This window comes from Burkholderia anthinoferrum (assembly GCF_002925705.1).
In the GTDB taxonomy this organism is placed as follows: Bacteria; Pseudomonadota; Gammaproteobacteria; order Burkholderiales; family Burkholderiaceae; genus Burkholderia; species Burkholderia semiarida.
The window spans coordinates 191,806-213,823 of the sequence record NZ_LFZP01000045.1 but is presented as its reverse complement, the minus strand read 5'-3'; the positions used below and the strand labels follow the sequence as shown (position 1 = coordinate 213,823).

Here is a 22,018-nt window from a genome sequence, read left to right as displayed (position 1 = left end):
CTTCGTTGGTATTTCCGGAATATCATGTTGGGTTCCGGTATTCGGAGGCCGCGTCGCGTTCGAAAGTTCGCGCCCGATCCGCCGGTTCGGAAGTCAACTGTGCGTCGATTCTCGCTTTGCCCGAAATCGATGTGCAGATTTTGTTCAATTTCAGGAATAAACAATGCCAACCATCAACCAACTGGTTCGCAAAGGCCGTCAGTCGGAAACGACGAAGAGCAAGAGCCCGGCCCTGCAGGACTGCCCCCAGCGTCGCGGCGTGTGCACCCGTGTGTACACGACGACGCCGAAGAAGCCGAACTCGGCACTCCGTAAGGTCGCCAAGGTTCGTCTGACGAACGGCTTCGAAGTGATTTCGTACATCGGCGGTGAAGGCCACAACCTGCAGGAACACTCGGTTGTGCTGATCCGCGGCGGCCGTGTGAAGGACTTGCCGGGTGTGCGTTACCACATGGTTCGCGGCTCGCTGGATACCCAGGGCGTCAAGGACCGTAAGCAAGCGCGCTCGAAGTACGGCGCGAAGCGTGCAAAGGCTGCCAAGTAAGCAGTTTTTGATCAGGGATCGCCGCAGGGCGGTCGAGGCGGGAGTGCCGGATTGCCGGTGCTGTCGAGTAAGTGGTCACCCGGCCAAGCTGGTTAGTCGTGAAGATGTGATCGGGTTTGTTGGTGGCCGCGGAGCTGAATCCAGCTCCAACTGAACAAGTAAAGGAAGAATCATGCCGCGTCGTCGCGAAGTCCCCAAGCGGGAAGTGTTGCCGGATCCGAAGTTCGGCAACGTTGATGTTGCCAAGTTCATGAACATGCTGATGCTGTCCGGCAAGAAGTCGGTCGCAGAGCGCATCGTTTATGGCGCATTCGAACAAATCCAGACCAAGGGTGGCAAGGACCCGCTGGAAGTGTTCACGGTTGCGCTCAACAACGTGAAGCCGGTGGTCGAAGTGAAGAGCCGTCGCGTTGGTGGTGCCAACTATCAAGTTCCGGTCGAAGTGCGCCCGTCGCGTCGTATGGCATTGGCGATGCGCTGGCTGCGTGAGGCTGCGAAGAAGCGCAGCGAGAAGTCGATGGCCCTGCGCCTGGCAGGTGAACTCTCCGAAGCGGCCGAAGGCCGTGGCGGCGCGATGAAGAAGCGCGACGAAGTTCACCGCATGGCAGAAGCCAACCGCGCGTTCTCGCATTTCCGTTTCTAAGCGCCTGGCTGGGCTGTTTGCGGAAATAAATTCCGGGCGGGTGCGCTTTTCAGGCGCCTCGCCCGTTTGTGTTGAGGCGTGATGCGGCAAGGCTGCATCACGTCATCCCAGTAGAGGATCAAAGTGGCTCGCAAGACTCCTATCGAGCGCTACCGCAATATCGGTATTAGCGCTCACATCGACGCCGGCAAGACGACGACGACCGAGCGCATTCTGTTTTACACCGGTGTGAACCACAAGATCGGTGAAGTCCACGACGGCGCAGCCACGATGGACTGGATGGAGCAGGAACAGGAACGTGGCATCACGATCACGTCCGCCGCTACCACGGCCTTCTGGAAGGGCATGGGCGGCAACTATCCGGAACACCGCATCAACATCATCGACACCCCGGGCCACGTCGACTTCACGATCGAAGTGGAGCGTTCGATGCGCGTGCTCGACGGCGCGTGCATGGTGTACTGCGCAGTGGGCGGCGTGCAGCCGCAGTCGGAAACGGTGTGGCGTCAGGCGAACAAGTACAAGGTGCCGCGTCTCGCGTTCGTCAACAAGATGGACCGTACCGGCGCGAACTTCTTCAAGGTCTACGACCAGCTCCGTCTGCGCCTGAAGGCGAACCCGGTTCCGGTCGTGGTGCCGATCGGCTCGGAAGAAAACTTCAAGGGCGTGGTCGACCTGATCAAGATGAAGGCGATCATTTGGGACGAGGCGTCGCAAGGCACGAAGTTCGACTACGTCGACATCCCGGCCGAACTCGCCGAGACCTGCAAGGAATGGCGCGAAAAGATGGTCGAAGTGGCTGCCGAAGCCAGCGAAGACCTGATGAACAAGTACCTGGAAGAAGGCGATCTGCCGGAAGCCGACATCGTCAAGGCGCTGCGTGATCGTACGATCGCATGCGAAATCCAGCCGATGCTGTGCGGTACCGCGTTCAAGAACAAGGGCGTGCAGCGTATGCTCGACGCCGTGATCGACTTCCTGCCGTCGCCGGTCGACATCCCGCCGGTCAAGGGCGAGCTCGAGAACGGTGAAGAAGCAGAGCGCAAGGCGTCGGACGACGAGAAGTTCTCGTCGCTCGCGTTCAAGATCATGACCGACCCGTTCGTCGGCCAGCTGATCTTCTTCCGTGTGTACTCGGGCGTCGTCAACTCGGGCGACACGCTGCTGAACTCGACCAAGGGCAAGAAGGAACGCCTCGGCCGTATTCTGCAGATGCACGCGAACCAGCGTGAAGAAATCAAGGAAGTCCGCGCAGGCGACATCGCCGCGGCGGTCGGCCTGAAGGAAGCCACCACGGGCGACACGCTGTGCGACCCGGCGAACCCGATCGTTCTCGAACGCATGGTGTTCCCGGAGCCGGTGATTTCGCAGGCGGTCGAGCCGAAGACCAAGGCCGACCAGGAAAAGATGGGCCTCGCACTGAACCGTCTGGCTCAGGAAGACCCGTCGTTCCGCGTGCAGACCGACGAAGAGTCGGGCCAGACCATCATTTCGGGCATGGGCGAGCTCCACCTCGAAATTCTGGTCGACCGGATGAAGCGTGAATTCGGCGTGGAAGCGACCGTCGGCAAGCCGCAGGTTGCGTACCGCGAAACGATCCGTTCGACGGCGAAGGATGTCGACGGCAAGTTCGTCAAGCAGTCGGGTGGTCGCGGCCAGTACGGTCACGCGGTCATCACGCTCGAGCCGAACGAACAAGGCAAGGGCTACGAGTTCTTCGACGAGATCAAGGGTGGTGTGATTCCGCGTGAATACATCCCGGCGGTCGACAAGGGTATCCAGGACACGCTGAAGTCGGGCGTGCTGGCCGGCTTCCCGGTCGTCGACGTGAAGGTTCACCTGACGTTCGGTTCGTACCACGACGTTGACTCGAACGAAAACGCGTTCCGCATGGCCGGTTCGATGGCGTTCAAGGAAGCGATGCGCAAGGCGAACCCGGTCGTCCTCGAGCCGATGATGGCTGTCGAAGTCGAGACGCCGGAAGACTACATGGGCAACGTGATGGGCGACCTGTCGGGCCGTCGCGGTATCGTCCAGGGCATGGAAGACATGGTTGGCGGCGGCAAGATCGTGCGCGCCGAAGTGCCGCTGTCGGAAATGTTCGGCTATTCGACTTCGCTGCGCTCGCTGACGCAAGGTCGTGCAACGTACACGATGGAGTTCAAGCACTACGCTGAAGCTCCGCGCAACGTTGCCGAAGCGATCATCAGCGCGAAGTCGAAGTAAATCTGTAGCTCTCAATCGATTATTTTTTGAAAGAAGAGAATCATGGCAAAAGAAAAGTTTGAGCGGACCAAGCCGCACGTGAACGTTGGTACGATTGGTCACGTTGACCACGGCAAGACGACGCTGACGGCAGCGATCACGACGGTTCTGACGAAGAAGTTCGGCGGCGAAGCGAAGGCGTACGACCAGATCGACGCGGCACCGGAAGAAAAGGCGCGCGGCATCACGATCAACACGGCACACGTCGAGTACGAAACGGCTAACCGCCACTACGCACACGTCGACTGCCCGGGCCACGCTGACTACGTGAAGAACATGATCACGGGCGCGGCGCAGATGGACGGCGCGATCCTGGTTTGCTCGGCAGCAGACGGCCCGATGCCGCAAACGCGTGAGCACATCCTGCTGGCGCGTCAGGTTGGCGTTCCGTACATCATCGTGTTCCTGAACAAGTGCGACATGGTTGACGACGCGGAACTGCTCGAGCTGGTCGAGATGGAAGTTCGCGAACTGCTGTCGAAGTACGACTTCCCGGGCGACGACACGCCGATCGTGAAGGGTTCGGCGAAGCTGGCGCTGGAAGGCGACACGGGTGAGCTGGGCGAAGTGGCGATCATGAACCTGGCAGACGCACTGGACACGTACATCCCGACGCCGGAGCGTGCGGTTGACGGCGCGTTCCTGATGCCGGTGGAAGACGTGTTCTCGATCTCGGGCCGCGGTACGGTGGTGACGGGTCGTGTCGAGCGCGGCATCATCAAGGTCGGCGAGGAAATCGAAATCGTCGGTATCAAGCCGACGGTGAAGACGACCTGCACGGGCGTGGAAATGTTCCGCAAGCTGCTGGACCAAGGTCAGGCAGGCGACAACGTGGGTATCCTGCTGCGCGGCACGAAGCGTGAAGACGTGGAGCGTGGCCAGGTTCTGGCGAAGCCGGGTTCGATCACGCCGCACACGCACTTCACGGCTGAAGTGTACGTGCTGAGCAAGGATGAAGGCGGCCGTCACACGCCGTTCTTCAACAACTACCGTCCGCAGTTCTACTTCCGTACGACGGACGTGACGGGCTCGATCGAGCTGCCGAAGGACAAGGAAATGGTGATGCCGGGCGACAACGTGTCGATCACGGTGAAGCTGATCGCTCCGATCGCGATGGAAGAAGGTCTGCGCTTCGCGATTCGCGAAGGCGGCCGTACCGTCGGCGCCGGCGTCGTCGCCAAGATCATCGAGTAATATCGACGATCCGCGGATCCCTCCGGGGTCCGCGATTCCGCGGTAAGCAACTGCGTACCGCCGAAACCGGGTGTCCAGTTCGATCTGGCACCCGGTTTTTCTTTGTGGCGTACGAAGCGCAGCATCGACAAACGCGCACCACCACCGCGAATTTTCGTGTAGAATCGCGGACTTAGCAGTGGAAGTACCGTCCGGAACCTGATGCTTCGCTCCCCGCTGGCGTCATGTTTCACGTTCTTTTAGTGTCCGGCGATGCAACATCGCCTCGCTCTTTTCAAGGAATTGTCATGCAGCAACAGAAAATCCGCATTCGCCTGAAGGCTTTCGACTATCGTCTGATCGATCAATCGGCCGCCGAAATCGTCGATACCGCGAAGCGGACTGGCGCAATCGTCCGTGGCCCGGTGCCGCTGCCGACGCGCATTCAGCGTTTTGACATCCTGCGTTCGCCGCACGTCAACAAGACGTCGCGCGATCAGCTCGAAATCCGTACCCACCAGCGCCTGATGGACATCGTCGATCCGACGGACAAGACCGTCGACGCGCTGATGAAGCTCGATCTGCCGGCTGGCGTCGACGTGGAAATCAAGCTGCAGTAAGGCTTCCAGCGCCGCCCGGCGTGTCGGGTGGCGCTAAGTCTTTGTATTGCTTGCGGAAATCGCAGAGTCGGGCTATACTGCTTGGCTTTTCGCGTATTCGCGTAAAAAAGCTGGGCCTTGCGTGCCCGGCATTTTGTAAATCAGCCCCGACCAATCGCAGTCGGGAATGGAGAAAATGATGAGCCTTGGACTCGTAGGTCGCAAGGTTGGCATGACCCGTATCTTCACGGCGGAAGGGGATTCGATTCCCGTCACCGTGCTGGACGTGTCGGACAACCGCGTGACGCAGATCAAGACTGTTGAAACCGACGGCTACACGGCCGTGCAGGTTGCATTCGGCTCCCGCCGCGCATCGCGCGTGACGAAGCCGCTGGCAGGTCATCTCGCCAAAGCCGGTGTCGAAGCCGGTGAAATCCTCAAGGAATTCCGCATTGACGCGGCCAAGGCAGCCGAGCTGTCGAATGGCGCCGTGGTCGGTGCAGATCTTTTCGAAGTGGGCCAGAAGGTCGACGTGCAAGGCGTGTCGATCGGTAAGGGCTACGCCGGTACGATCAAGCGTTACAACTTCTCCTCCGGCCGTGCCACGCACGGTAACTCGCGCTCGCACAACGTGCCGGGCTCGATCGGTATGGCGCAGGATCCGGGTCGTGTTTTCCCGGGTAAACGCATGACGGGTCACATGGGTGACGTGACGGTGACGGTGCAGAACCTCGAAATCGCTCGTATCGACGCAGAGCGCAAGCTGCTGCTCGTGAAGGGTGCGATTCCGGGCGCGAAGGGCGGCAAGGTCTTCGTGACGCCGGCCGTCAAGACCAAGGGGGCGAAATAATGGAACTCAAGCTCCTGAACGAAAATGGTCAGGAAGGTGCAGTGGTCAACGCATCGGACGTCGTGTTCGGTCGTGACTACAACGAAGCGCTGATCCACCAGGTCGTCGTCGCTTACCAGGCGAATGCTCGCCAGGGTAACCGCGCACAGAAGGACCGTGAGCAAGTCAAGCACACGACCAAGAAGCCGTGGCGCCAGAAGGGTACGGGCCGCGCTCGTGCCGGTATGTCGTCGAGCCCGCTGTGGCGTGGCGGTGGTCGTATCTTCCCGAATTCGCCGGAAGAAAACTTCTCGCACAAGGTCAACAAGAAGATGCATCGCGCAGGTCTCTGCTCGATCTTCTCGCAGCTGGCCCGTGAAGGCCGTCTGTCGGTCGTCGAGGACATCATCCTCGAAGCGCCGAAGACCAAGCTGCTGGCCGACAAATTCAAGACCATGGGTCTCGACTCCGTTCTGATCATCACGGACACGGTCGACGAGAACCTGTACCTGGCTTCGCGCAACCTGCCGCACGTGGCGATTGTCGAGCCGCGCTACGCTGACCCGCTGTCGCTGATCTACTTCAAGAAAGTGCTGGTCACGAAGGCTGCGGTCGCCCAGATCGAGGAGTTGCTGTCATGAGCGAGATTCGCAAGAACGATCATCGTTTGATGCAGGTCCTGCTCGCACCGGTGATCTCGGAAAAGGCGACGCTGGTTGCCGACAAGAACGAGCAAGTCGTGTTCGAAGTCGCACCGGATGCCACGAAGCAGGAAGTGAAGGCGGCTGTCGAGCTGCTGTTCAAGGTTGAAGTTGATTCGGTCAACGTGCTGGTTCAGAAGGGCAAGCAAAAGCGCTTCGGCCGTTCGATGGGCCGCCGCAAGGACGTGAAGAAGGCGTACGTTTGCCTGAAGCCCGGCCAGGAAATCAACTTTGAAGCGGAGGCCAAGTAATCATGGCAATCGTGAAAGTTAAGCCGACATCGCCGGGTCGCCGCGCGATGGTCAAGGTGGTCAACAAGAACCTGCACCAGGGCAAGCCGTACGCGGCACTGCTCGACTCGCAGAGCTCGACCGCCGGCCGTAACAACAACGGTCGTATCACCACGCGTCACAAGGGTGGTGGTCACAAGCAGCACTACCGTATCGTCGATTTCCGTCGCACGAAGGATGGCATCCCGGCAAAGGTCGAGCGTCTCGAGTACGACCCGAACCGTAGCGCGAACATCGCGCTGGTGCTCTACGCAGACGGCGAACGTCGCTACATCATCGCCCCGAAGGGCCTGACCGTCGGCCAACAGCTGATGTCGGGTTCGGAAGCGCCGATCCGTGCAGGCAACACGCTGCCGATCCGCAACATTCCGGTCGGTACGACGATCCACTGCATCGAGATGCTGCCGGGCAAGGGCGCGCAAATGGCGCGTTCGGCTGGCACGTCGGCCATGCTGCTGGCACGTGAAGGCGTCTACGCGCAGGTTCGTCTGCGTTCGGGCGAAATCCGCCGCGTGCACATCGAGTGCCGTGCAACGATCGGTGAAGTCGGCAACGAAGAGCATAGCCTGCGCCAGATCGGCAAGGCTGGCGCGAACCGCTGGCGCGGTATCCGCCCGACGGTGCGTGGCGTTGCGATGAACCCGGTTGATCACCCGCACGGTGGTGGTGAGGGCAAGACGGCTGCAGGTCGCGACCCGGTGAGCCCGTGGGGTACGCCGGCTAAGGGTTACCGCACCCGCAGCAACAAGCGCACGACGACGATGATCGTCCAGCGCCGTCACAAGCGTTAAGGAGTAGGCAATGGCACGTTCTGTAAAAAAAGGTCCGTTCTGCGACGCCCATTTGCTGAAGAAAGTTGAGGCGGCTGCAGCTTCGCGCGACAAAAAGCCGATCAAGACCTGGTCGCGTCGCTCGACGATTCTGCCGGATTTCATCGGCCTGACGATCGCTGTTCACAACGGCCGTCAACACGTTCCGGTGTACATCTCGGAAAACATGGTCGGCCACAAGCTTGGCGAGTTCGCACTGACCCGTACGTTCAAGGGTCACGCGGCCGACAAGAAGGCCAAGAAATAAGGGGCAATCAAGATGGAAGTGAAAGCAATTCATCGCGGTGCCCGCATCTCGGCGCAGAAAACGCGCCTTGTGGCTGACCAGATCCGCGGTTTGCCGGTCGACAAGGCGCTGAACGTCCTGACGTTCTCGCCGAAGAAGGCGGCTGGCATCGTGAAGAAGGTTGTGCTGTCGGCAATCGCGAATGCGGAGCACAACGAAGGCGCTGATATCGACGAGCTCAAGATCAAGAGCATCTACGTCGACAAGGCTGCATCGCTCAAGCGTTTCACCGCGCGCGCCAAGGGCCGCGGTAACCGCATCGAGAAGCAATCCTGTCACATCACTGTGACGGTCGGGAATTAAGGAGCCATACGATGGGACAGAAAATTCATCCGACTGGCTTCCGCCTGGCTGTCAGCCGCAATTGGGCTTCGCGTTGGTACGCGAACAACAACAATTTCGCGGCGATGCTGCAGGAAGACATCGGTGTTCGTGAATACCTGAAGAAGAAGCTGAAGAACGCTTCGGTCGGTCGGGTCGTCATCGAGCGTCCGGCGAAGAACGCGCGCATCACGATTTACAGCTCGCGTCCGGGCGTGGTCATCGGCAAGAAGGGCGAGGATATCGAACAGCTGAAGACGGAACTGCAGCGCCGCATGGGCGTGCCGGTTCACGTCAACATCGAGGAAATCCGCAAGCCGGAAACCGATGCTCAGCTGATCGCCGACTCGATCACGCAACAGCTCGAGCGCCGGATCATGTTCCGTCGCGCGATGAAGCGTGCGATGCAGAACGCGATGCGTCTGGGTGCCCAAGGCATCAAGATCATGAGCGCAGGCCGTCTGAACGGTATCGAAATCGCTCGTACGGAGTGGTATCGCGAAGGTCGCGTGCCGCTTCACACGCTGCGTGCTGATATCGACTACGCGACTTCGGAAGCGAAGACGACTTACGGGATCATCGGCGTCAAGGTGTGGGTCTACAAGGGCGATACGCTCGGCCGCAACGACGCACCGGTGGTGGAAGAAGTAGCCGAAGACAAGCGTCCGCGTCGCAATGCGCGTCCGGGCGACCGTCGTCCGCGCCGTGACGGCGAAGGCGGCGCTCCGGGTGCTCGTCGTGGCGCACCGCGCCGTGGCGCCGGCAAGCCCGAAGACGGCAAGACTGGAGAATAACGATGCTGCAACCGAAACGCAGAAAGTATCGTAAAGAGCAGAAGGGTCGTAACACCGGCAAGGCGACGCGCGGCAACGCAGTGTCGTTCGGTGAATTCGGCCTGAAGGCGATCGGTCGCGGTCGTTTGACCGCACGTCAGATTGAAGCGGCGCGTCGTGCAATGACGCGTCACATCAAGCGTGGCGGCCGCATCTGGATCCGGATCTTCCCGGACAAGCCGATTTCGCAGAAGCCGGCCGAAGTGCGTATGGGTAACGGTAAGGGTAACCCGGAGTACTACGTCGCCGAGATTCAGCCGGGCAAGATGCTCTATGAAATGGACGGCGTAACCGAAGAACTGGCACGCGAAGCGTTCCGTCTGGCTGCAGCCAAGCTGCCGCTGAAGACGGCATTCATCGTGCGCCAGCTCGGCGCCTAAGGAGAAAACATGAAGGCTTCCGAACTTCTCCAGAAAGACCAGGCCGCGCTCAACAAGGAGCTGGCGGACCTGCTGAAGGCGCAATTCGGCCTGCGCATGCAACTCGCGACCCAGCAGCTCACGAACACGAGCCAGCTGAAGAAGGTTCGTCGCGACATCGCACGTGTGCGGACCGTCATGACTCAGAAGGCGAACCAGAAATGAACGATAGCGTGAAAACCTCGCTGAAGCGGACGCTGGTCGGTCGGGTCGTCAGCAACAAGATGGACAAGACCGTCACCGTGCTGATCGAGCACCGCGTCAAGCACCCGATCTACGGCAAGTATGTCGTGCGTTCGAAGAAGTACCACGCGCACGATGAAGCGAACACCTACAACGAAGGCGATCTCGTCGAAATCCAGGAAACGCGTCCTGTTTCGAAGACGAAGGCCTGGACGGTGTCGCGCCTCGTCGAAGCCGCTCGTGTCATCTAAGCGGGCAGCGCAGTAGGCAGTAACGGGCACTTCGTCACGAAGTGCTTGAAATCGCAAAGTTTTTGCTTGCGTGACCGGGATTATTTGTTATAATCCCGGTCTTCCCTCTTTATGGGAGCCCCGTCGCGGGCGAAGTTGGTGGGGGAAGCGGACTGGCGCCTGCCTGTCCGAAAGATTCACCGAATTGCGATGGCGGGTTTCGTTTGCCGTCGCTGCTGTTCCAACCCAAGCAGCCGATTGGCTGACGGGACCAAGACTGACCGAATGCATCATGGTGGTGCATCCGGATTAAGTTGGGAAAGACAAACCATGATCCAGACCGAATCTCGGCTCGAAGTAGCCGACAACACGGGTGCACGTGAAGTCCTGTGCATCAAGGTGCTCGGCGGCTCGAAGCGTCGTTATGCCGGCATTGGCGACATCATCAAGGTGAGCGTCAAAGAGGCAACGCCGCGCGGGCGCGTGAAGAAAGGCGAAATTTACAACGCCGTGGTGGTCCGCACCGCCAAGGGCGTGCGCCGTCAAGACGGCTCGCTGATCAAGTTCGACGGCAACGCCGCTGTGCTTTTGAATAACAAGCTCGAGCCGATCGGCACCCGTATCTTCGGGCCGGTGACGCGTGAGCTGCGTAGCGAACGATTCATGAAGATCGTTTCGCTGGCGCCGGAAGTGCTGTAAGGAGTCGCGATGAACAAGATTCGCAAAGGTGACGAAGTCATCGTCGTCACTGGCAAGGACAAGGGCAAGCGCGGCGTCGTGCTGGCTGTCGGTGCTGAACATGTGACGGTTGAAGGTATCAACCTCGTCAAGAAGCATGTGAAGCCGAACCCGATGAAGGGTACGACGGGCGGCGTGGAAGCGAAGACGATGCCCCTGCATATTTCGAACGTCGCACTGGTCGACGCGAATGGCAAGGCGTCGCGTGTTGGCATCAAGGTCGAGGAAGGCAAGAAGGTTCGCTTCCTGAAGACGACCGGTGCCGTACTGAGCGCCTGACGCAGCGGAGTAAAAAATGGCTCGTTTTCAAGAGTTTTACAAAGAAAAGGTTGTGCCCGGCCTGATCGAGAAGTTCGGTTACAAGTCGGTCATGGAAGTGCCGCGCATCACCAAGATCACGCTGAACATGGGTCTTGGCGAAGCGATCGCTGACAAGAAGATCATCGAGAACGCCGTTGGCGACCTCACGAAGATCGCCGGCCAGAAGCCGGTCGTCACGAAGGCCCGCAAGGCAATCGCTGGCTTCAAGATCCGCCAGGGTTACCCGATCGGCGCGATGGTGACGCTGCGTGGCCGCGCGATGTACGAATTCCTCGACCGTTTCGTGACGGTTGCCCTGCCCCGCGTGCGTGACTTCCGCGGTGTGTCGGGTCGTGCTTTCGATGGCCGTGGCAACTACAACATCGGTGTGAAAGAGCAGATCATTTTCCCCGAAATCGATTACGACAAGATCGACGCACTGCGTGGGCTGAACATCAGCATCACGACGACTGCGAAGACCGACGACGAAGCAAAGGCTCTGCTCGCCAGCTTCAAGTTCCCGTTCAGAAACTGAGGTTACCGTGGCTAAACTGGCACTGATCGAACGTGAAAAGAAGCGCGCCCGCCTGGTCGCGAAGTTCGCAGCAAAGCGCGAAGCGCTGAAGGCGATCGTCGAAGACCAAAGCAAGTCGGAAGAAGAGCGCTACGAAGCACGCCTGGAGCTGCAGCAACTGCCCCGCAACGCAAACCCGACCCGCCAGCGCAACCGCTGCGCGATCACGGGCCGTCCGCGTGGCACGTTCCGTAAATTCGGCCTCGCGCGTAACAAGATTCGTGAAATCGCATTCCGTGGCGAGATTCCTGGCCTGACCAAGGCGAGCTGGTAATAGGAGAAACGTAAATGAGCATGAGTGATCCTATCGCCGATATGCTGACTCGCATCCGCAACGCGCAGATGGTCGAGAAGGTATCGGTCGCGATGCCCTCGTCGAAGGTCAAGGTTGCAATCGCGCAAGTCCTGAAGGACGAAGGTTATATCGACGATTTCGCCGTGAAGGCGGAAGGTGCGAAGTCCGAACTGAATATCGCGCTGAAGTACTACGCAGGTCGCCCGGTCATCGAACGCCTCGAGCGCGTGTCGAAGCCTGGTCTGCGCGTGTACCGCGGCCGTAACGACATTCCGCAGGTCATGAACGGCCTCGGTGTGGCAATCGTGTCGACGCCGAAGGGCGTGATGACCGACCGCAAGGCGCGCGCTACCGGCGTCGGCGGCGAAGTCATCTGCTACGTCGCTTAAAGCCGAGGAGAGAGAAACATGTCTCGAGTAGGTAAGAGCCCGATCGCGCTGCAAGGCGCGGAAGTCAAGCTGGCCGACGGTGCGATCACCGTCAAGGGCCCGCTGGGCACCATCACGCAAGCGATCAATCCGCTCGTGAACGTGGCGAACAACGACGGCACGCTGAATCTGTCGCCGGTCGACGAAAGCCGCGAAGCAAATGCACTGTCGGGCACGATGCGCGCGATCATCGCGAATGCCGTGCACGGCGTGACCAAGGGTTTCGAGCGCAAGCTGACGCTGGTTGGCGTCGGTTACCGTGCGCAAGCGCAAGGCGACAAGCTGAACCTGTCGCTGGGTTTCTCGCACCCGGTGGTGCACCAGATGCCGGAAGGCGTCAAGGCTGAAACCCCGACGCAAACCGAAATCGTGATCAAGGGGATCAACAAGCAACAAGTCGGTCAAGTGGCTGCGGAAGTCCGCGGTTACCGTCCGCCGGAGCCCTACAAGGGCAAGGGCGTGCGTTATGCCGACGAGGTTGTGATCCTCAAAGAAACGAAGAAGAAGTAAGGGTGCGCAATCATGGATAAGACTCAATCTCGCCTGCGCCGCGCTCGCCAGACGCGTATCAAGATCGCTGAGCTGCAGGTCGCGCGTCTCGCCGTGCATCGCACGAACACGCACATCTACGCTCAAGTGTTCTCGCCCTGCGGCACCAAGGTGCTCGCCAGCGCGTCGACGCTCGAAGCTGAAGTGCGCGCTGAACTGGCCGACAAGTCGGGCAAGGGCGGCAACGTGAATGCCGCGACGCTGATCGGCAAGCGTATTGCCGAGAAGGCAAAGGCTGCCGGCATCGAATCCGTCGCCTTCGATCGCTCGGGCTTCCGCTACCACGGCCGCGTCAAGGCGCTGGCTGAGGCAGCTCGCGAAGCTGGGCTCAAGTTCTAAGGAAGGAATTCGTCATGGCAAAGATGCAAGCGAAAGTTCAGGCTGACGAGCGCGACGACGGCCTTCGCGAAAAGATGATTTCGGTCAACCGCGTGACCAAGGTCGTGAAGGGTGGCCGTATTCTCGGCTTCGCCGCACTGACCGTGGTCGGCGACGGCGATGGCCGCATCGGTATGGGCAAGGGCAAGGCGAAGGAAGTGCCGGTCGCTGTCCAGAAGGCAATGGAACAAGCTCGCCGCAACATGTTCAAGGTGCCGCTCAAGAACGGCACGCTGCAACACGAAGTGCACGGCAAGCACGGCGCATCGGCCGTCCTCCTCGCTCCGGCGAAGGCAGGTACGGGCGTGATCGCCGGTGGCCCGATGCGCGCAGTGTTCGACGTGATGGGCGTTCAGAACGTCGTGGCGAAGAGCCACGGTTCGACGAACCCGTACAACCTCGTTCGCGCCACGCTGGACGGCCTGCGCAAGCAGTCGACCCCGGCAGACATCGCGGCGAAGCGCGGCAAGTCCGTCGAAGAAATTTTGGGCTAAGCCCGGGTGGTCACCATGTCTGAAAAAACTGTCAAGGTTCAGCTCGTCAAGAGCCTGATCGGGACCCGCGAATCGCACCGCGCGACCGTGCGTGGCCTGGGCCTGCGCCGACTCAACTCGGTTAGCGAGCTGCAGGACACGCCGGCGGTCCGCGGCATGATCAACAAGGTCTCGTACCTCGTTAAGGTCATCGCGTAAGCGGCCCTACGGATCAAGGAGTTGATATGGAATTGAATAACCTGAAGCCGGCCGCTGGCGCCAAGCACGCCAAGCGTCGCGTCGGTCGTGGCATCGGTTCGGGCCTCGGCAAGACGGCTGGCCGTGGTCACAAGGGTCAGAAATCGCGTTCGGGCGGCTTCCACAAAGTCGGTTTCGAAGGCGGTCAGATGCCGCTGCAACGTCGTCTGCCGAAGCGCGGCTTCACGTCGCTGACGAAGGAATTCGTCGGTGAAGTGCGCCTGGGCGACCTCGAGAAGCTGCCGGTCGACGAAATCGATCTGCTCGCACTGAAGCAAGCCGGCCTGGTCGGCGAGCTGACGAAGAGCGCAAAGATCATCGCGACGGGCGAACTGAAGCGCAAGATCGTCGTGAAGGGTCTCGGTGCCACCAAGGGTGCGCGCGCTGCGATCGAAGCGGCTGGCGGTTCGTTCGCCGAGTGACACGCGTAGCGCGTCGTCACTTGCATTCATCGGAGAAGGTACTTGGCTAACAGCCCGAGTCTTGCAAAACCCGGTCGAAGCACGGCGAAATTCGGCGATCTGCGCCGGCGAGCGATGTTCCTGCTCCTGGCGCTGATCGTCTATCGCATCGGCGCGCACATTCCCGTGCCGGGCATCGATCCGGATCAACTGGCCAAGCTGTTCCAGAGCCAGGCGGGCGGCATCCTGGGCATGTTCAACATGTTCTCGGGTGGCGCACTTTCCCGCTTCACGATCTTTGCGCTGGGGATCATGCCGTACATCTCGGCGTCGATCATCATGCAGTTGCTGGCGATCGTTTCGCCGCAGCTCGAGGCGCTGAAGAAGGAAGGGCAGGCAGGGCAACGGAAGATCACGCAGTACACGCGGTATTTCACCGTGGTGCTCGCGACCTTCCAGGCGTTCGGTATCGCGGCTGCGCTGGAAAATCAGCCGGGCCTCGTCACCGATCCCGGCATGCTGTTCCGTCTGACGACGGTCGTGACGCTGGTAACGGGCACGATGTTCCTGATGTGGCTCGGCGAGCAGATTACCGAGCGTGGTCTGGGCAACGGTATCTCGATCATCATCTTCGGCGGGATCGCAGCAGGGTTCCCGAATGCCGTGGGTGGGTTGTTCGAACTGGTGCGTACGGGTTCGATGAGCATCATTTCGGCGATCATCATCGTCGTTCTGATCGCCGCGGTGACTTACCTGGTCGTGTTCATCGAACGCGGTCAGCGCAAGATCCTCGTGAACTACGCGAAGCGCCAGGTCGGCAACAAGATCTACGGTGGGCAGTCGTCGCATCTGCCGCTGAAGCTGAACATGTCGGGCGTGATTCCGCCGATCTTCGCATCGTCGATCATTCTGTTCCCGGCAACGATTCTCGGCTGGTTCAGTACCGGTCAGCCGACGGGAAGCTGGATTTCCAATACGTTGCATAACGTTGCGGAAGCGCTGAAGCCGGGCCAGCCGGTGTATGTGCTGCTGTACACGCTGGCGATCGTGTTTTTCTGCTTCTTCTACACCGCACTGGTGTTCAACAGCAGGGAGACCGCGGATAACCTGAAGAAGAGCGGCGCGTTTGTTCCGGGCATCCGTCCGGGCGATCAGACCGCGCGATATATCGACCGCATCCTCACGCGTCTGACGCTGGCCGGTGCGATCTACATCGTCTTCGTGTGTCTGCTGCCGGAATTCCTGGTGCTGCGCTGGAACGTGCCGTTTTATTTTGGTGGAACGTCGCTGCTGATCATTGTCGTCGTCACGATGGACTTTATGGCGCAGGTGCAGTCGTACGTTATGTCGCAACAGTATGAGTCGCTGCTCAAGAAGGCAAACTTCAAGGGCGGCAACATCCCGATGCGTTGAAAGGACTATGGCCAAAGACGATGTAATCCAGATGCAGGGTGAGGTGATTGAAAACCTCCCGAATGCGACCTTCCGCGTGAAGCTGGAAAACGGCCATGTCGTGTTGGGGCATATTTCCGGGAAGATGCGGATGCACTACATCCGCATCCTGCCGGGCGACAAGGTGACGGTTGAATTGACGCCTTACGATCTGTCTCGTGCGCGGATCGTGTTCCGGGCGAAGTGATTTGAAAAAAGGGTATTATCATGAAAGTGATGGCATCGGTTAAGCGCATTTGCCGCAATTGCAAGATCATCAAGCGCAAAGGCGTCGTTCGCGTGATCTGCAGCTCGGATCCGCGCCACAAGCAGCGCCAAGGCTGACCGCGCGTTTGTTTGCGCTTTTTGTTTGAGGAAAAACAATGGCTCGTATCGCAGGGGTTAACATCCCGAATCACCAGCATACCGAGATCGGCCTGACGGCTATCTTCGGTATCGGCCGCACCCGTTCGCGCAGCATCTGCGTGGCAGCTGGCGTCGATTTTTCGAAGAAGGTCAAGGATCTGACCGACGCAGACCTGGAAAAGCTGCGTGAAGAAGTAGGCAAGTTTGTCGTCGAAGGCGATCTGCGCCGTGAAGTGACGATGAACATCAAGCGCCTGATGGACCTCGGTTGCTACCGCGGCGTCCGTCATCGCAAGGGCCTGCCGATGCGCGGTCAGCGTACGCGTACGAACGCACGTACCCGCAAGGGTCCGCGTCGTGCAGCGCAAGCGCTGAAGAAGTAAGCGGAACTGACAGTTACAGGAAAACGTAATGGCTAAGGCTTCGAACACCGCGGCGCAACGCGTTCGCAAGAAGGTTAAGAAGAACGTCGCTGAAGGCGTGGTTCACGTTCACGCGTCGTTCAACAACACGATCATCACGATCACCGATCGCCAAGGCAACGCTCTGGCATGGGCGACGTCGGGCGGTCAGGGCTTCAAGGGCTCGCGCAAATCGACGCCGTTCGCTGCTCAGGTCGCAGCCGAGTCGGCTGGCCGCGTCGCGATGGAATACGGCGTGAAGAATCTGGAAGTGCGGATCAAGGGCCCGGGCCCGGGTCGCGAGTCGGCAGTGCGCGCACTGCACGGCCTCGGCATCAAGATCACCGCGATTTCGGACGTCACCCCGATTCCGCACAACGGCTGCCGCCCGCCGAAGCGTCGTCGTATCTAAGGATGTGCTGGCACGCTCGTGCTAGCGCATTGCCTGTCGCCGCTCAGCGTCGACGGGCGTTGCTTTTTTGATTGACTAAGCCCACCGTTCGCCCCAAAGGGAGCGGACTAGCGCGGATTCCGATCCGCGTGACTGATTGATAAAGGAATGCAAAGTGGCACGTTATATCGGCCCCAAAGCCAAGCTGTCCCGCCGTGAAGGCACCGACCTGTTCCTGAAGAGCGCGCGCCGCTCGCTCGCCGACAAGTGCAAGCTCGACAGCAAGCCGGGTCAGCACGGCCGTACCTCGGGCGCACGTACGTCCGACTACGGTACGCAGCTGCGCGAAAAGCAGAAGGTCAAGCGTATCTACGGCGTGCTGGAACGTCAGTTCCGTCGTTACTTCGCTGAAGCCGATCGCCGCAAGGGCAACACGGGTGAAAACCTGCTGCAACTGCTCGAATCGCGCCTCGACAACGTCGTGTATCGCATGGGTTTCGGCTCGACCCGCGCTGAAGCGCGTCAGCTGGTGAGCCACAAGTCGATCACCGTGAACGGCGTCGTCGCAAACGTCCCGTCGCAGCAAGTGAAGGCGGGTGACGTCATCGCGATCCGCGAAAAGGCGAAGAAGCAGGCGCGTATCGTCGAAGCGCTGTCGCTGGCCGAGCAAGGCGGCATGCCGAGCTGGGTTGCAGTCGATGCGAAGAAGTTCGAAGGCACGTTCAAGCAAATGCCGGAACGCGCTGAAATCGCAGGCGACATCAACGAAAGCCTGATCGTCGAATTGTATTCGCGTTAATCCGATTGACGGCCGAGGTACCCCGATTGCGTTGCGCAAGGAGGGGCCTCGGCTGTTTATTTTCTGGTTGTTACCGGTCAGCCTTATCGGTGTAACGAGCCGAGGGTATTGAAAAGGAAAGCCCATGCAAACCAGTTTGCTGAAACCCAAGATCATCGCCGTGGAATCGCTGGGCGAGAACCACGCGAGGGTGGTCATGGAACCGTTTGAACGCGGTTACGGCCACACCTTGGGCAATGCGCTTCGCCGCGTGCTGCTGTCGTCGATGGTGGGCTACGCGCCGACCGAAGTCACGATCGCGGGCGTGGTGCACGAGTACTCGACGCTGGATGGCGTGCAGGAAGACGTCGTCAACCTGCTGCTGAACCTGAAGGGCGTGGTGTTCAAGCTGCATAACCGTGACGAAGTGACGGTTACGCTGCGCAAGGAAGGCGAAGGCGTCGTGACGGCCGGCGATATCGAGCTGGCTCACGATTGCGAAGTCATCAATCCGAATCACGTGATTGCGCACCTGTCGAAGGGTGGCAAGCTCGACGTTCAGATCAAGATCGAAAAGGGTCGCGGCTATGTGCCCGGCAACGTCCGTCGCTACGGCGAAGACACGGCCAAGATCATCGGCCGCATCGTCCTCGACGCATCGTTCTCGCCGGTTCGCCGCGTGAGCTACGCTGTCGAGAGCGCACGTGTCGAGCAGCGTACCGACCTCGACAAGCTCGTGATGAACATCGAGACGAGCGGCGTGATCACGCCGGAAGAAGCGATCCGCCAGTCGGCCCGCATCCTGGTCGACCAGTTGTCCGTGTTCGCGGCGCTGGAAGGCACGGAAACGGCAGCCGAAGCGCCGTCGCGTGCACCGCAGATCGATCCGATCCTGCTGCGTCCGGTGGACGATCTCGAGCTGACGGTTCGTTCGGCGAACTGCCTGAAGGCCGAGAACATCTACTACATCGGCGATCTGATCCAGCGCACGGAAAACGAGCTGCTGAAGACGCCGAACCTCGGTCGCAAGTCGCTCAACGAGATCAAGGAAGTGCTCGCTTCGCGCGGTCTCACGCTGGGCATGAAGCTCGAGAACTGGCCGCCGGCTGGTCTCGACAAGTAAGCCCGGTTGTAGCCTCGCTATAGCTGTAGTTGGCAAGGATGCGGATTTTCCTTTAAAATCCGCATCTTGCTTTTTTTCGTTACCGGCCCGTGCACCCTCCGAGGTGCGATAGAAGAGCTGGATCAAAACTTTGAATCAAGGAAACTGAAATGCGCCATCGTCATGGTCTGCGGAAACTGAATCGCACGAGCAGCCACCGTCTGGCTATGCTCCGTAACATGTCCAACTCGCTGATCGAGCACGAAGTCATCAAGACGACGCTGCCGAAGGCGAAGGAACTCCGTAAAGTCGTCGAGCCGCTGATCACGCTCGGCAAGAAGCCGTCGCTGGCAAACCGTCGCCTGGCGTTCAACCGCCTGCGCGATCGTGACTCGGTCGCGAAGCTGTTCGACGTCCTCGGCCCGCGTTTCGCGAACCGCCCGGGCGGCTACCTGCGCGTGCTGAAGTTCGGCTTCCGCGTGGGCGACAACGCACCGATGGCACTGGTCGAACTGCTCGACCGTCCGGAAGTCGACGAAACGGAAAACGTGCAAGAAGCTGAGTAAGCTTCCGGTACGCAGCAGTATCTGAAAGGGGCCGAGCAATTGCTTGGCCCTTTTTGTTTTCGAGATGCCGGCTGCGATCGATTGTCGCAGGCCGGTGCCGGCAGCGTCGCGCGGGCTGCGCTACGATACGGGCAACCGGCGCGGTTCCTGAACGGGTAACGGGCGCCGGCAGGAGCCGGCACACCAGCGAGGAGAGCGCGGATGATAGTGGTGCTGATGCTGACGACGGTCCCCGATGCGGCGACGGCCGCGGCGCTCGCCGACGGCGCGCTCGACGCGCGGCTTGCGGCGTGCGTGTCGGAGCTCGGCACGATCAAGTCGCGCTATCACTGGCAGGGCAAGGTCGAAACGGCTGACGAGATCCAGTTGCTGTTCAAGACGAGCCCCATCCGGGCGCTCGAACTGGAGCGATTTATTCTCGCGCATCACCCGTACGAGACGCCCGAAATCGTCTCGTGGCAGACGACGGCATCGGCCGCGTATGGCCAATGGGTGACCAGCGAAACTCAACGTCAATTTCATGTTTAACGGTATGGCGCTTTCGGTGCGCGTGCGCGCGCTGCGGTTTCTTGCGGTCCTGTTGTCGTTCGTGCTCGTGCTGGGCGGCCTGTCCGTCGCGCGCGCGGCCGACGATTTCCTCGATCCGTCGGTTGCGTTCAAGTTCAGCGCGAGCGAATCGCCGGGACAGGTCGACGTCCGCTTCAAGATCGCCAACGGCTACTACATGTACCGCGAGCGCTTCGCGTTCGCGGTGAAGAGCGGCCAGGCGACGCTCGGCGAGCCGCAGTACCCGGCCGGCCACGTGAAGTTCGACCAGACGTTCCAGAAGGACGTCGAGACCTATCGTGACGAAGTGGTCGTTCACGTGCCGGTGAAGCAGGCGGCCGGGCCGTTCGAACTCGCGGTGACGTCGCAAGGGTGCGCGGACGAAGGGATCTGCTATCCGCCGGCCGAGCACGTGGTGAAGGTCGACGGCGCCGCGCTCGGCGCCGCATCGTCATCCAGCGACACGGCTGCCGCGGGTAGCTGGTTCGACAAGGTCACGAGCGCCGATTTCGCGCAGTCGCTGCTCGAAGGCCACGGCTTCTTCACGATCGTCGCGCTCTACTTCGTCGCGGGTGTCGTGCTGAGCCTGCTGCCGTGTTCGTACCCGATGATTCCGATCGTGTCCGCGATCATCATCGGCCAGGGCACGCGCGCGACGCACGCACGCGGCTTCGCGCTGTCGCTGACTTACGTGCTCGGCATGGCGCTGGTCTACACGGTACTCGGCATCGCCGCCGCGCTGGTCGGTCAGAGCCTCGGCGCGTGGTTGCAGAACCCGTGGGTGCTCGGCGCATTCGGCGTGCTGCTGACCGCGTTCGCGGTGTCGCTGATCTCGGGCAGGGACATCGCACTGCCGGCGCGCTGGCAGAACGGCGCGGCCGACGCATCGAGCGCGCGCCAGGGCGGCCACTTCGTCGCGGTCGCGGCGATGGGTGCGTTGTCGGCGCTGGTCGTCGGCGCGTGCATGACGGCGCCGTTGTTCGCCGTGCTCGCGTTCATCGCGCACACGGGCAATGCGTTGCTCGGCGGTGCCGCGCTGTTCGCGATGGGGCTGGGGCTCGGCGTGCCGCTGCTGGTCGTCGGCGTCGGGGCCGGCACGGTGCTGCCGCGCGCGGGCGCGTGGATGGACGGCGTGAAGGTGTTCTTCGGCATCGTGCTGCTCGCAGCCGCGCTGTGGATCGTATGGCCGGTGTTGGCGGGCGGGCTGAAGATGGTGCTCGCGGCGTTGTGGCTGCTGATCGCGGCTGCGGCGCTCGGACTGTTCACGCCGAATGCCGGCGCTGCGTCGATCTGGCGCCGCCTGGGCCGCGGCTTGGGGGCCGCGCTCGCGATCTGGGCCGCGACGCTGCTCGTCGGCCTGGCCGCGGGCTCGAGCGATCCCGTCAAGCCGCTGGCCGTGCTGGCGGCGCGTACGGTGGCGTCCGGCGGCGCGGCGACGGCCGGCGTGGCTGCCGCGCAGGATGGCCCTGCGTTCGCGCCGGTGCGCTCCATTGGCGAACTGGATGCGCTGCTCAAGACATCGGGCCAGCCCGTGATGCTCGACTTCTACGCCGACTGGTGCGTGAGCTGCAAGGAGATGGAACATCTGACGTTCACCGACGCGCGCGTGCAGGCGCGGCTCGCGCGGCTTCACCTCGTGCGCGCGGACGTCACCGCGAACAACGCGGACGATCAGGCGCTCCTCAAGCGCTTCAACCTGTTCGGGCCGCCGGGCATCATCTTCTTCGATCGCAACGGCAACGAGATCGGCCGCGTGGTCGGCTATCAGGCGGCCGACACCTTCTTGCGCAGCCTCGACCGGGCAGCCGTTCCGACGGTATGACGATGACCCGCCGGAGGCGAACCGCGGAAGAGACGATTCGGGCCGGCTGACAACCGCGATCGACGGTAAACAAAA

General features: G+C 60.9%; 35 protein-coding genes. All 35 read left to right on the top strand.

Annotated features, from left to right (window positions below; genetic code table 11):
- Positions 1 to 163 precede the first annotated feature (163 nt).
- The 35 genes from rpsL (at position 164) to dsbD (ending at position 21,943) form a co-directional block, all read left to right on the top strand.
- Positions 164 to 544, top strand: coding sequence for a 30S ribosomal protein S12 (rpsL, locus tag C5F75_RS17580; RefSeq protein ID WP_006400662.1), 381 nt, complete (start codon positions 164 to 166; stop codon positions 542 to 544).
- Between the two features lie 172 nt (positions 545 to 716).
- Positions 717 to 1,187, top strand: coding sequence for a 30S ribosomal protein S7 (gene rpsG, locus C5F75_RS17575; RefSeq protein ID WP_006477195.1), 471 nt, complete (start codon positions 717 to 719; stop codon positions 1,185 to 1,187).
- 123 nt (positions 1,188 to 1,310) lie between these two features.
- Positions 1,311 to 3,413 (top strand): elongation factor G, encoded by a 2,103-nt coding sequence (gene fusA / locus C5F75_RS17570; RefSeq protein ID WP_059535572.1) that lies wholly within the window; start codon positions 1,311 to 1,313, stop codon positions 3,411 to 3,413.
- A 42-nt stretch (positions 3,414 to 3,455) separates the two neighbouring features.
- Complete coding sequence (tuf, locus tag C5F75_RS17565) at positions 3,456 to 4,646, top strand: elongation factor Tu (RefSeq protein WP_034209732.1); 1,191 nt, start codon at positions 3,456 to 3,458, stop codon at positions 4,644 to 4,646.
- A gap of 287 nt (positions 4,647 to 4,933) precedes the next feature.
- The gene (gene rpsJ, locus C5F75_RS17560) at positions 4,934 to 5,245 is read left to right on the top strand and encodes a 30S ribosomal protein S10 (RefSeq protein ID WP_004199280.1); all 312 of its coding nucleotides are present in this window, start codon (positions 4,934 to 4,936) and stop codon (positions 5,243 to 5,245) included.
- A 178-nt stretch (positions 5,246 to 5,423) separates the two neighbouring features.
- Positions 5,424 to 6,074 carry a 50S ribosomal protein L3 gene (gene rplC, locus C5F75_RS17555; protein ID WP_006482922.1) on the top strand — a complete coding sequence of 217 codons (651 nt, stop codon included), beginning with the start codon at positions 5,424 to 5,426 and terminating at the stop codon, positions 6,072 to 6,074.
- A complete protein-coding gene (gene rplD / locus C5F75_RS17550) occupies positions 6,074 to 6,694 on the top strand; it encodes a 50S ribosomal protein L4 (protein ID WP_006477192.1) in 621 nt (206 codons plus the stop codon). The genes rplC and rplD overlap by 1 nt, the downstream gene beginning before the upstream one ends.
- On the top strand, positions 6,691 to 7,005 hold the full coding sequence (gene rplW / locus C5F75_RS17545) for a 50S ribosomal protein L23 (protein ID WP_004199275.1): 315 nt from the start codon (positions 6,691 to 6,693) through the stop codon (positions 7,003 to 7,005). The genes rplD and rplW overlap by 4 nt, the downstream gene beginning before the upstream one ends.
- A gap of 2 nt (positions 7,006 to 7,007) precedes the next feature.
- Positions 7,008 to 7,835, top strand: coding sequence for a 50S ribosomal protein L2 (rplB, locus tag C5F75_RS17540; protein ID WP_034209733.1), 828 nt, complete (start codon positions 7,008 to 7,010; stop codon positions 7,833 to 7,835).
- A gap of 10 nt (positions 7,836 to 7,845) precedes the next feature.
- Positions 7,846 to 8,121 (top strand): 30S ribosomal protein S19, encoded by a 276-nt coding sequence (gene rpsS, locus C5F75_RS17535; protein WP_004199273.1) that lies wholly within the window; start codon positions 7,846 to 7,848, stop codon positions 8,119 to 8,121.
- A gap of 12 nt (positions 8,122 to 8,133) precedes the next feature.
- Positions 8,134 to 8,463: a 50S ribosomal protein L22 gene (gene rplV, locus C5F75_RS17530; protein WP_004199272.1), complete on the top strand. Its 330-nt coding sequence runs from the start codon at positions 8,134 to 8,136 to the stop codon at positions 8,461 to 8,463.
- 11 nt (positions 8,464 to 8,474) lie between these two features.
- Positions 8,475 to 9,275 carry a 30S ribosomal protein S3 gene (gene rpsC, locus C5F75_RS17525; protein ID WP_006482899.1) on the top strand — a complete coding sequence of 267 codons (801 nt, stop codon included), beginning with the start codon at positions 8,475 to 8,477 and terminating at the stop codon, positions 9,273 to 9,275.
- Positions 9,276 to 9,277: 2 nt separating this feature from the next.
- A complete protein-coding gene (gene rplP / locus C5F75_RS17520; RefSeq protein WP_006482873.1) occupies positions 9,278 to 9,694 on the top strand; it encodes a 50S ribosomal protein L16 in 417 nt (138 codons plus the stop codon).
- A 9-nt stretch (positions 9,695 to 9,703) separates the two neighbouring features.
- Positions 9,704 to 9,898, top strand: a complete 195-nt coding sequence (rpmC, locus tag C5F75_RS17515; protein WP_006400652.1) for a 50S ribosomal protein L29 — start codon at positions 9,704 to 9,706, stop codon at positions 9,896 to 9,898.
- Complete coding sequence (rpsQ, locus tag C5F75_RS17510) at positions 9,895 to 10,167, top strand: 30S ribosomal protein S17 (protein WP_006477189.1); 273 nt, start codon at positions 9,895 to 9,897, stop codon at positions 10,165 to 10,167. The genes rpmC and rpsQ overlap by 4 nt, the downstream gene beginning before the upstream one ends.
- A gap of 309 nt (positions 10,168 to 10,476) precedes the next feature.
- A complete protein-coding gene (rplN, locus tag C5F75_RS17505; RefSeq protein ID WP_006482918.1) occupies positions 10,477 to 10,845 on the top strand; it encodes a 50S ribosomal protein L14 in 369 nt (122 codons plus the stop codon).
- A gap of 9 nt (positions 10,846 to 10,854) precedes the next feature.
- Positions 10,855 to 11,163, top strand: a complete 309-nt coding sequence (rplX, locus tag C5F75_RS17500; RefSeq protein ID WP_006477187.1) for a 50S ribosomal protein L24 — start codon at positions 10,855 to 10,857, stop codon at positions 11,161 to 11,163.
- 16 nt (positions 11,164 to 11,179) lie between these two features.
- Entirely contained in the window at positions 11,180 to 11,719 is a 540-nt protein-coding gene (rplE, locus tag C5F75_RS17495) for a 50S ribosomal protein L5 (protein WP_006482882.1), read from the top strand.
- A 7-nt stretch (positions 11,720 to 11,726) separates the two neighbouring features.
- Complete coding sequence (gene rpsN / locus C5F75_RS17490) at positions 11,727 to 12,032, top strand: 30S ribosomal protein S14 (protein ID WP_006482884.1); 306 nt, start codon at positions 11,727 to 11,729, stop codon at positions 12,030 to 12,032.
- Between the two features lie 14 nt (positions 12,033 to 12,046).
- Positions 12,047 to 12,442 (top strand): 30S ribosomal protein S8, encoded by a 396-nt coding sequence (gene rpsH, locus C5F75_RS17485; RefSeq protein WP_006477185.1) that lies wholly within the window; start codon positions 12,047 to 12,049, stop codon positions 12,440 to 12,442.
- Positions 12,443 to 12,460: 18 nt separating this feature from the next.
- Positions 12,461 to 12,991 carry a 50S ribosomal protein L6 gene (gene rplF / locus C5F75_RS17480; protein ID WP_006477184.1) on the top strand — a complete coding sequence of 177 codons (531 nt, stop codon included), beginning with the start codon at positions 12,461 to 12,463 and terminating at the stop codon, positions 12,989 to 12,991.
- Between the two features lie 12 nt (positions 12,992 to 13,003).
- Positions 13,004 to 13,369, top strand: coding sequence for a 50S ribosomal protein L18 (gene rplR, locus C5F75_RS17475; protein ID WP_006477183.1), 366 nt, complete (start codon positions 13,004 to 13,006; stop codon positions 13,367 to 13,369).
- A 14-nt stretch (positions 13,370 to 13,383) separates the two neighbouring features.
- Positions 13,384 to 13,902: a 30S ribosomal protein S5 gene (gene rpsE / locus C5F75_RS17470; RefSeq protein ID WP_006482895.1), complete on the top strand. Its 519-nt coding sequence runs from the start codon at positions 13,384 to 13,386 to the stop codon at positions 13,900 to 13,902.
- Between the two features lie 15 nt (positions 13,903 to 13,917).
- Positions 13,918 to 14,100: a 50S ribosomal protein L30 gene (rpmD, locus tag C5F75_RS17465; protein WP_006400644.1), complete on the top strand. Its 183-nt coding sequence runs from the start codon at positions 13,918 to 13,920 to the stop codon at positions 14,098 to 14,100.
- A 26-nt stretch (positions 14,101 to 14,126) separates the two neighbouring features.
- Entirely contained in the window at positions 14,127 to 14,561 is a 435-nt protein-coding gene (gene rplO, locus C5F75_RS17460; protein WP_006482880.1) for a 50S ribosomal protein L15, read from the top strand.
- Between the two features lie 42 nt (positions 14,562 to 14,603).
- Complete coding sequence (secY, locus tag C5F75_RS17455; RefSeq protein ID WP_006482915.1) at positions 14,604 to 15,953, top strand: preprotein translocase subunit SecY; 1,350 nt, start codon at positions 14,604 to 14,606, stop codon at positions 15,951 to 15,953.
- A gap of 7 nt (positions 15,954 to 15,960) precedes the next feature.
- A complete protein-coding gene (infA, locus tag C5F75_RS17450; RefSeq protein ID WP_004521905.1) occupies positions 15,961 to 16,179 on the top strand; it encodes a translation initiation factor IF-1 in 219 nt (72 codons plus the stop codon).
- A gap of 20 nt (positions 16,180 to 16,199) precedes the next feature.
- Positions 16,200 to 16,316 carry a 50S ribosomal protein L36 gene (gene rpmJ / locus C5F75_RS17445; protein ID WP_004199844.1) on the top strand — a complete coding sequence of 39 codons (117 nt, stop codon included), beginning with the start codon at positions 16,200 to 16,202 and terminating at the stop codon, positions 16,314 to 16,316.
- A gap of 38 nt (positions 16,317 to 16,354) precedes the next feature.
- On the top strand, positions 16,355 to 16,720 hold the full coding sequence (gene rpsM / locus C5F75_RS17440) for a 30S ribosomal protein S13 (protein ID WP_006400641.1): 366 nt from the start codon (positions 16,355 to 16,357) through the stop codon (positions 16,718 to 16,720).
- Between the two features lie 28 nt (positions 16,721 to 16,748).
- Positions 16,749 to 17,150 carry a 30S ribosomal protein S11 gene (rpsK, locus tag C5F75_RS17435; protein WP_004197937.1) on the top strand — a complete coding sequence of 134 codons (402 nt, stop codon included), beginning with the start codon at positions 16,749 to 16,751 and terminating at the stop codon, positions 17,148 to 17,150.
- Positions 17,151 to 17,304: 154 nt separating this feature from the next.
- A complete protein-coding gene (rpsD, locus tag C5F75_RS17430; RefSeq protein ID WP_059577365.1) occupies positions 17,305 to 17,928 on the top strand; it encodes a 30S ribosomal protein S4 in 624 nt (207 codons plus the stop codon).
- 124 nt (positions 17,929 to 18,052) lie between these two features.
- Positions 18,053 to 19,030: a DNA-directed RNA polymerase subunit alpha gene (locus C5F75_RS17425; RefSeq protein ID WP_006477176.1), complete on the top strand. Its 978-nt coding sequence runs from the start codon at positions 18,053 to 18,055 to the stop codon at positions 19,028 to 19,030.
- A gap of 149 nt (positions 19,031 to 19,179) precedes the next feature.
- Positions 19,180 to 19,575, top strand: coding sequence for a 50S ribosomal protein L17 (gene rplQ / locus C5F75_RS17420; RefSeq protein WP_006477175.1), 396 nt, complete (start codon positions 19,180 to 19,182; stop codon positions 19,573 to 19,575).
- A gap of 201 nt (positions 19,576 to 19,776) precedes the next feature.
- Entirely contained in the window at positions 19,777 to 20,103 is a 327-nt protein-coding gene (cutA, locus tag C5F75_RS17415; protein WP_059640232.1) for a divalent-cation tolerance protein CutA, read from the top strand.
- The gene (dsbD, locus tag C5F75_RS17410) at positions 20,096 to 21,943 is read left to right on the top strand and encodes a protein-disulfide reductase DsbD (RefSeq protein WP_060009382.1); all 1,848 of its coding nucleotides are present in this window, start codon (positions 20,096 to 20,098) and stop codon (positions 21,941 to 21,943) included. Before cutA ends, dsbD begins: the two co-directional genes overlap by 8 nt.
- Positions 21,944 to 22,018: the final 75 nt, after the last annotated feature.